Here is an 8,090-nt window from a genome sequence, read left to right on the forward strand (position 1 = left end):
ATGTGTCGATCCCGGCGGGCAGGGCGCGCGGGCTGCCGGTGATCAGCAGCTCGACCTGTACGCCCGCTTCGGCCGTCGACGCCAGCAACCGGTCCGAGGGCGTGGAGGTACAGGCCCTCCAGGGCCTCGACCTGACCGTGGCCGAGGGCGAGATGATCGCGGTGATCGGGGCCTCCGGCTCCGGCAAGTCCACCCTGCTCGGCATCCTCTCCGGCCAGGACGTACCCACCGCCGGTGCCGCCGAGGTCGCCGGACACGACCTGCTGGCCATGAAGCGGCGCGAGCGGCTCGACTACCGGCGCCGCACCGTTGGCTTCGTCTGGCAGCAGACCTCCCGCAACCTGCTGCCCTACCTCTCCGCGGCCGAGAACGTGATGCTCCCGATGACGTACACCGGGATCAAGCGCTCCCGGCGCCGGGCCAGGGCGGAGGAACTGCTCGACCTGCTGTCCGTCGGCCACTGCCGGGACCGCACCCCCGACACGCTCTCCGGCGGCGAACAGCAGCGGGTCGCCATCGCCGTCGCCAACGCCAACGAGCCGCGGGTGCTGCTCGCCGACGAGCCCACCGGAGAACTCGACACCGCCACCAGCGACGACGTGTTCGCGGCCCTGCGCCGGGCCAACGAGGACCTGGGCGTCACCGTGGTCGTCGTCACCCACGACGCGCTGGTGTCCGAGCAGGTGCAGCGCACCGTGGGGATCCGCGACGGCCGAACCTCGACCGAGGTGCTGCGCCGGGTCGCCACCGACGAGGACGGCGTCGAGGTGCTCAGCGCCGAGGAGTACGCGGTGCTGGACGGCAGCGGTCGGCTGCAACTGCCGGGTGAGTTCACCGAGCGCCTGCACCTGCGCAAGCGGGTGCGGCTGGTCCTGGAGAGCGACCACGTCGGGGTGTGGCCCGACGAGGCCGCGCGCCGGGCCAGGTCCGAGGCGCAGGACGCGGCGAGCGGCGGCTCCGAACGCCAGTGAGTGCGCCTGGAGCCGTGGCGGCCGCCGCCGAGCCGTCACGGGAGGCGTAGTACGGCTCCCAGCCCGCGCCTGCGGGCCAGGACGGACTCGGTGACCGCTGCGGCCAGGATCAGCGCGGTCACGCCCGCGACGAGGGCGACGGTCAGCGCGTAGTCGGTGCGCAGCGCCGGCTGCCCGGGACCGCCGGTGAACTGTTGCAGGTCCAGTGTCGCCGCCATGAGCCGCGGTTCGAGCAGCCCGAGCAGGGTGCCGCCCACCGCGGAGGCGACCGCCAGCGGCAGCAGTTGCAGGAAGTGCAGCGCCCCGGCCTCCTTGGCGCCGAGTCCGAGGGTGCGCAGGAACGAGGTGGTCCGGCTGCGCTCGTGGGAGGTGAGGGTCAGTTCCAGGACGAGCGCGAGCAGGCCCGACAGGGCGGCCAGGATCGAGCTGACGGTGTAGATCGTGCCGATCCCCTGCGTCAGGCCGTCCGTGCGCAGGGCCCGGAGCGTCTCGGCGCGGACGCGGATCCGGGCCGAGGGGCCGAGCGCCCTGGCCGCCGCCGAACGCAGTGCCGCGGGTTCGGCGGTGCCGGGTCCGTCGCTCTTCAGGAGCAGGACGGTGCTGCCCGAGGGCTGCGGGGGTATCGGCTGCCCGGCCGCGGCGGTGGTGACCAGGACCGGCGTCCCGGGCGCGAGCTGCGCCGTGACCGGCCCGAGGAGCGGGTCGCGAAGTTCCGCGGCGGTGAGGGTGCCGACCGGTTCGAAGACCAGGTTCACCGGCCGCTGCCCGTCGGGCACGACCGTGGCGGTGAGACCACCGGTACGCTCCCTCGCCCGCAGGTCGGGCGAGAGGAAGGAGGGCAGCGGGGCGTTCGTACCGGCTCGGGGTCCCGTCGGGGCGGCCGCGCGGGACCGCAGGGCGGCCGCCAGCGGCGACTGCGGGGCGACGGCGGCCAGTTGCCGGGGATCCACGGTGATCACGGCGACCTGGGGGATGACCGCGCCGTCGGTCTGTCCTGCCAGGTCGAGGGAGTACAGATGCTGGAGGGCGGTCCGTGTACCGGGGACGGCTCCCGGTGCGGAGGGCACGGTCCCGGCCACGGTCGCGCTCGCGTCGGCCCCGGTGGTCCAGGCCGCCCCCGTGGCCAGGCCGTCGTCGATCGTACGGTGCACGAGGCCGCCGAACACGGCCGTCCCCAGGGTCAGCACCAGCACGAACAGGGCCAGACCGGTCGCCGGGGCGTCGTGGGCGGCCCGGGCCGCCCCGACGAAACCCACCGCACCCCTTCCACGCCGGGTCCGCCGCAGCACCAGGCGCAGTACGAGCGGGTAGATCCGCAGCAGGACGAGTACGACGGTCAGCGCCACCAGCACCGGCACCGCGCCCAGAATCCCGTCGGGGCCCTGCGAGCGCAGCGCGACCACGCCCGCCGCCGTCGTCACGAGCACCGTCAGCTCCAGGACCACGCGTCGGCCGGCGGCGAGGTTCCGGCGTGAGCGGCGCAGCCGGCCGGCTCTGCGCGGCTCGCGGACCGCGAGCCAGGTCATCAGCGGCACCGTCAGCGCCACCACCGCGGCGGTGAGGGCGGCGGTCGCGGGCCGCGGCGATCCTGAGGTGCCGGTGGGAGCGAGGGTTCCGCCGGCCGCCCAGCCGAGCAGCGCGGCGATCAGCACCACCGGCCAGGCCACGGCGCAGCGCAGCAGCACCAGCCGCGCGGTGGAAGCGCCCCGTGCGCGCTGCAACCGCAGGTGCGCCTGCCTTCGGCGCAGCAGCAGCCGGACGGCGACGGTGACGGTGGCCAGCGCGACCGCGGCGACCGCGTCGACGGCGAACGTCGCCAGCCCTCTGGCCTGCTGGTCCTGAGCGGTGAACGCGGCGAGCAACGGCGACAGCGAGTCGGTCACCAGCAGGGGCCCGGTGGCCTGGCCGCCGATGTGGCAGCTGAGGTCGCCGGTGATCGGGTCGGACCCCTGGCACAGGGCGGCGCTGAGGTCCGCGCTGTAGTGGGACAGCGGACCGGTCAGCGCGTGGGCCTCGGCGAGTGCCGCCCCGGACAGGTCGGCCCGCACCTGCCAGGTCACCCGCGGGCCGCCCACACCGGCGCCGGCCAGTAGGTCGGCCGCGTCGAGGCCGACGAGGCCACGGACGGAGAGCACCGTGCCCGCGGAGTGCTCGGCCGGGTAGCGCGACGGCTGGTCCAGCGTCTCCTGGCCGCTCCAGAAGCCGTCGGCCGCGGCCGTGGTGCGGTAGAGCCCGCTCACCAGCAGGTGTGCGCGGGGCGGGGCGCTCTGCACCCCGAGCGTCTTGGCGAACTCGAGCGTCAGCAGGCTCCCGGCCCGGACACCGAGCGCCCGCGCGGTGGCCTGGGACAGACCGATCTGGGGCGGGGTGCCGAGCGGCGTGTGGTCGGCAGGGGCGTGGCCGCTGACGTAGCGCAGGTGGGCCCGTGCGGCCGGCAGGTGGCTGACGGCCAGCTCGGTGCGGGTGTCGGCGGGTCCCGGGGGTCGGGGCGAGACCAGGGACGCGGCGTTGTAGTCGTAACTGCCGCCGGCGATGGTGACGTGGCGCGCACCGGGGCCGCCGAACTGCTCGGTGAGGGTGGTGCCGGAGCCGAGCAGGGTGGCCATGTGCACGGCGGGCGGCACGGTGCCGAAGACCTCGGGAGTGGTGCTCACGCTGATCAGGGGCGCCCCGCTCGCTGTGGCGTCGACGCGCTGCCGCAGCGCCCGGTCCTCCTGACCGCCCGCGAAGGCGGGGGCCCAGGCGCACAGCGCCGTCAGCGCCAGGACCACCACCGCCAGGCAGGCCAGCAGCGGCAGGTCGCCGCGGGCCTCCTTGCGCATCAGGCGCCGCGTCACCGCGGCGCTCAGGTCAACGGGTCTCAACGGTCCTCCCCGGCTCGCAGCACCCGTACCAGGTCCACCCGGGACAGCAGGCGGGCCAGCGCCAGGACGACCGCGCTGATGGCCACAGCGGTCGCCACGGCCGTCAGGGCCACGGTGCCCCACGGGACGACCTGGGGCAGCGGCGGATAGGGGGCCTGTCCGCTGCCGTCGACGGTGACCAGGGGCAGCACCGCCAAGGCCAGCGCCATGCCCATCAGCGCCCCCGGGACCACCGCGAACATCGCCAGGCTCAGCTGCTCGGCGCCCAGCAGCGCGGACAGGCTTGCGGTTCGGACCCCGATCGCCCGCAGCAGGGCGAACTCCTTGCGGCGCTGCCGGGTGGAGACCACCGCGTGCACGGTGAAGGCGATGACCGCGAAGCCGGGGGCCAGGAACCGGACCAGTTCCAGCACCCGGCGCAACCCGCTGCGGAACGGGTCGGCCCGCAGGGACGCGGCGGTGCGCGCCGTCGTGGTGACGCGGCCCAGCGCGGGCTGCGCCTCGGCGGCGGCGGCCGTGCGTGCGCTGTCGGTGCTGCTGAGCCACCAGGACGCGGGATCCTCCTGGTCGGCACCGGCCCGCGTCAGCGCGGCGGCGAGCCGGCGCTGATCGGCGATCAGATGTCCCTGTCCGCGGCCCAGTCCGGGCAACGAGTCGGCCCGGCCCACAACCCTGACGGTGACCCGGGAGCCGCCCAGATCCAGCGTGGTGGTGCCGCCCACGCGCAGGCGCGCCTCGCTCAGCGTCGGGGCGTCCGCGCGCACCGGCAGCGGAGCGGGCCGGCCGGCCGGGCCCGCCACGAGTCGCACCCGGCTGCCGGGCCGGGTGTCGTAGTCGCTGTCGGAAAGCCCGCCGAAGGCGTCGTCGGTGGCCTGGGAGCGGCGGATACCGGTGCTGATGGTGGTCCGCAGCACCGCGGAGCCGCCGCGGACGACCGAGCACACCCCAGGGGTGCCGGGATCGTAGCCGCCGGTCAGCTTTCCTTCACAAGCCCCCGCGGTGGCGTCGGAGGCGTGGTCCGTGCCGTCGGCCCAGACCTGGCCGCCGGGCAGCCGGGTGACCCAGGTGTCCGCTGCGCCGCGCGCGCCCACCCGGACCAGTTCCAGAGCCAGCCGCGCGGGACGCACGTCCGGTTGCGGCAGGACGCCGACGGCGGTCACCGTCAGCGGATAATCCCGTCGGTGACCGCCGCTCAGCGCCACGTCGAGCGGTACGACGACGGTGTGCCTGGCTCCGTCGGCGGCGGGCAGCCGGGTCGTCACCGCGCTGACGAGACCGGACGCGTCCTGCACGGTCAGTTCCAGGCTCGGCGCGGCCCGGCTGCCGTCGCTGCGCAGCCGCTCGTCGAGCAGCAGCGCGGTCGGCCGACCGGGCAGCCGTATCCCGGCGACGGCCGGTGACGGATTACCAGGAGCCGGTCCGCCGATCGTGCCGACCAGGTTCTCGGTGGCGCCGCCGGGCAGGGTCACCGTCGACTGCGTCACCGGTGCCACGGCGGTCACCGCCGGCAGCGCCCGATAGGCCGTGCCCAGGACGGGGGAGGGGTAGCTGTCGCCTGCGGACGGGGACATCCGCACATCCGCGCCGACGGCGAACGCGGCCTGCTCCGACGCCAGGCCGCCCAGGCAGGCCAGCGCGGTGGTGGCGAAGGCGCTCACCGACACGGCCAGGCACATCAGCACCACCGGTCCCGCGTTGCGCGCCGCCCGCCGGCTCAACTGCCAGCCGGCCAGCGCGGGGACGAGGCCCCGGCTGCGACGCCCGAACGCGTCCAGCAGAAGCGAGGTCAGCGGCAGCAGTCGTAACAGCAGGAGCGCGGCGGCACCGGCCACCAGGGCCGGCACCACGACCAGCACCGGGTCCGCGGACGCGCCGCCGGTGCCCAGGCCGGCGAGCAGTGAGCGGTGCCGCCGCAGCTCCAGATAGCCGAGGGCCGCGACGGCCAGCAACGCCAGGTCGGCGCCGAGGCGCTGCGCGGCGGCGGCCCGTGCGCCGCGGGCCGGACGCGACCGCGCCGACGGCAGCACGGGCAGCAGCACCGCCGCGGCGTGCACCAGCAGTGTCAGAGCAACCGCCGCGTACGCCCCGGTACCGAGGCCGCCGGGATGCAGCAACCGGGCCAGGAAGGGCGCGGCGACGGCGGCTGGGACGCCGGTGAGCGCCCACTCGGCCGCCGCGCCGCGCAGCAACCGCAGGGTGCCTGCCCCTCTGGCCCGTTGGAGAACCAGCTCGTCGTGTCGGCGCTCCGTCAGCTGACGAGCGGCCAGCACCAGGGTGGCCAGGGCGAGGGCCGCCAGCAGGACGCTCGGCAGGTACAGCGAGGACCGGGCCGCCACCATCGGCACCGTCAGGTCGTCGATCGCCCCCGGCAGTCCGGAGACCACGGTCAGCTCGGCCAGTGACGGCTGCCGCCCGCGGAACACCGACACCCGGCTCTGGCTGCCGGAGAAGGCGCGCAGCCGGTCGTGCAGCCCCGCGAGACCGCCCGCGTCGATACGGGAGTAGTCCGGCTGCACGGTCCAGCGGGCCGTCAGCTGCCCGTTCAGGGCGGCGCTGCCGTTGAGGGCCGAGGCCGACACCACCAGCAGGTGCTGGTCGGCGGTTTCCCCCTGGGTCAGGTCGCCGGCCATCGCGGGCCAGAACCCGACGGCACCGGCCGCCCGGAAGACCCCGGTGATCCGTACGGTCATGGCGCGCCCGAAGGAGTCCCGCACCTGAAGGCGGGAACCGGGATCGACGCCCAGACGCCTGGCCAGCGCGTCGGGCACCGCCGCGTCGACCGGTGCGGTGGAGCCGGTGGCGACCCGGACGTCGGGGAGCGAGGTGAACGCACCGGCCGGGGCGTCGGCCGTACCGGCGGGCCACCGCCCGGCGACCAACTGCCCGAACCTGCCCCCGCCCTGCACCGCCACCGGGTGCAGCCCGCTCCCCCCGGGGCCGCGCGGCGGTCCGGCCACCCCGTCGATCCCCGTCACCGACACCGGCGACATGCCCAGCAGCCCCACGTAGGTCCGCTGGGGCGCCCCGGCGAACACCCGCTCGGCGGCGGCCCGCACGTCCCGGTCGGCGGCGGCCATTCCGCCGGCCCGGTAGGACGCCGAGACCGTCACCTGCGCGTCCAGGTCGGCAGCGAGCCGCTGCACGGCCCCCGCCTGCACCGAACCCCCGGCCAGTGCCGCGAGCGCGGCCAGCGCCGTCGCACACAGCAGTACGGTCACCGCGACGGCGGACAGCACCAGGCCGTGCTGTGCGGCCCGCCTGGCAACGGCGGGAATCCGCTGCCGCACCGGGCGCGGAGCACCAGGGCGTGGCCGCGGCGAAGAGGTGAAGGCCGTGGCGACCACATGAACCCCCGCAGAATCGAACATGTGACGGTGACGGCGCGTCACAGTCCTACCAGGCATCCCCCCGACCACACAAGAATCGCTGATCTTCCGGCCGACGGCGATGCGGGCGGGGAAGCCGGTATGTCACTGGCGGGCAACGCCCCGCTGCTGGTCGTCGGGGCGGTGCTCACCTGCCTCGGCACGGGCACGGGGCTGTGGACGGCGGCCTTCTTCGGCGGTGAGTTCGGCTGCCCGCTGGTCCTGCTCGCCGTGGAGTCCGCGGCCGGAGGTCCGGCCGGTGCGGCGGCCGTGCTGGGGCCGGCCAGCGCCCTCCTCGCGGCCGGAGCGGACGGCCTGACGGGGGACCGCTCCTCGGGACCGCTCTCCGGCAGGACGGCCATGACGCCCCCCTGGAACGGCCGCCGGGCCGTCGCGGCCGTGCCCGGTCAGCGCCACGCGTCCTCGCGTCTCGCGAGGCCGTTGCCGCCGCCGTCGTCCGTCAGCGTCGCCCCCACCTCCGCCGCCTTCTGCCGCAGCCAGATGTGCGCCGCGTCCTGGGCGTGCACCGGGTGCCACCCCATCGCCTCCCGCGGCACCCGGGTCCTTCCCGGCGACGTCCTCGGCTCGGGCACCTGCGGCAACGGCGGCTGCCTCGCCGAGCTGTGGGGCGTACGCGGCAGGCAGATCCGCCACCGCTGAAGCCCGGCGACGCGGTCACGCTCACCGTCGAGGGCATCGGCAGCGTCTCCGACACGGTCGTCGCCGGGGCCGCCCCGGTACCGCTGCCGACCGGCCGACGGCGCTCCCGGGAGCGGCCGTGACCGACCTCCACCAAGCGGCTTCCCGGCGTGGTCGTCGTGGTCACCGGCGCGGCCCGGGGTCGGGCCGCCGCCGGGGCCGCGGCGCCGACCCGCGAGGGCGCCCGGGTC

3 protein-coding genes and 1 pseudogene are annotated in these 8,090 nt (G+C 75.9%); 2 read left to right on the forward strand and 2 right to left on the reverse strand.

What is annotated here, in order from left to right:
- The first annotated feature begins 32 nt into the window (after positions 1-32).
- On the forward strand, positions 33-971 hold the full coding sequence (locus ABZ646_RS34250; protein ID WP_360527739.1) for an ABC transporter ATP-binding protein: 939 nt from the start codon (positions 33-35) through the stop codon (positions 969-971).
- 35 nt (positions 972-1,006) lie between these two features.
- Here ABZ646_RS34250 and ABZ646_RS34255 read toward each other — a convergent pair whose 3' ends face one another.
- The gene (locus tag ABZ646_RS34255) at positions 1,007-3,835 is read right to left on the reverse strand and encodes a hypothetical protein (protein WP_360527733.1); all 2,829 of its coding nucleotides are present in this window, start codon (positions 3,833-3,835) and stop codon (positions 1,007-1,009) included.
- Positions 3,832-7,122 carry an ABC transporter permease gene (locus ABZ646_RS34260; protein ID WP_360527736.1) on the reverse strand — a complete coding sequence of 1,097 codons (3,291 nt, stop codon included), beginning with the start codon at positions 7,120-7,122 and terminating at the stop codon, positions 3,832-3,834. Before ABZ646_RS34260 ends, ABZ646_RS34255 begins: the two co-directional genes overlap by 4 nt.
- A gap of 621 nt (positions 7,123-7,743) precedes the next feature.
- Between ABZ646_RS34260 and ABZ646_RS34265 the strand changes: the two are divergent.
- Positions 7,744-7,982 (forward strand): annotated as a pseudogene (locus tag ABZ646_RS34265) (fumarylacetoacetate hydrolase family protein); the annotation flags it as partial.
- Positions 7,983-8,090: the final 108 nt, after the last annotated feature.

This window comes from Streptomyces sp. NPDC007162, assembly GCF_040634175.1.
Classification (GTDB): domain Bacteria; phylum Actinomycetota; class Actinomycetes; order Streptomycetales; family Streptomycetaceae; genus Streptomyces.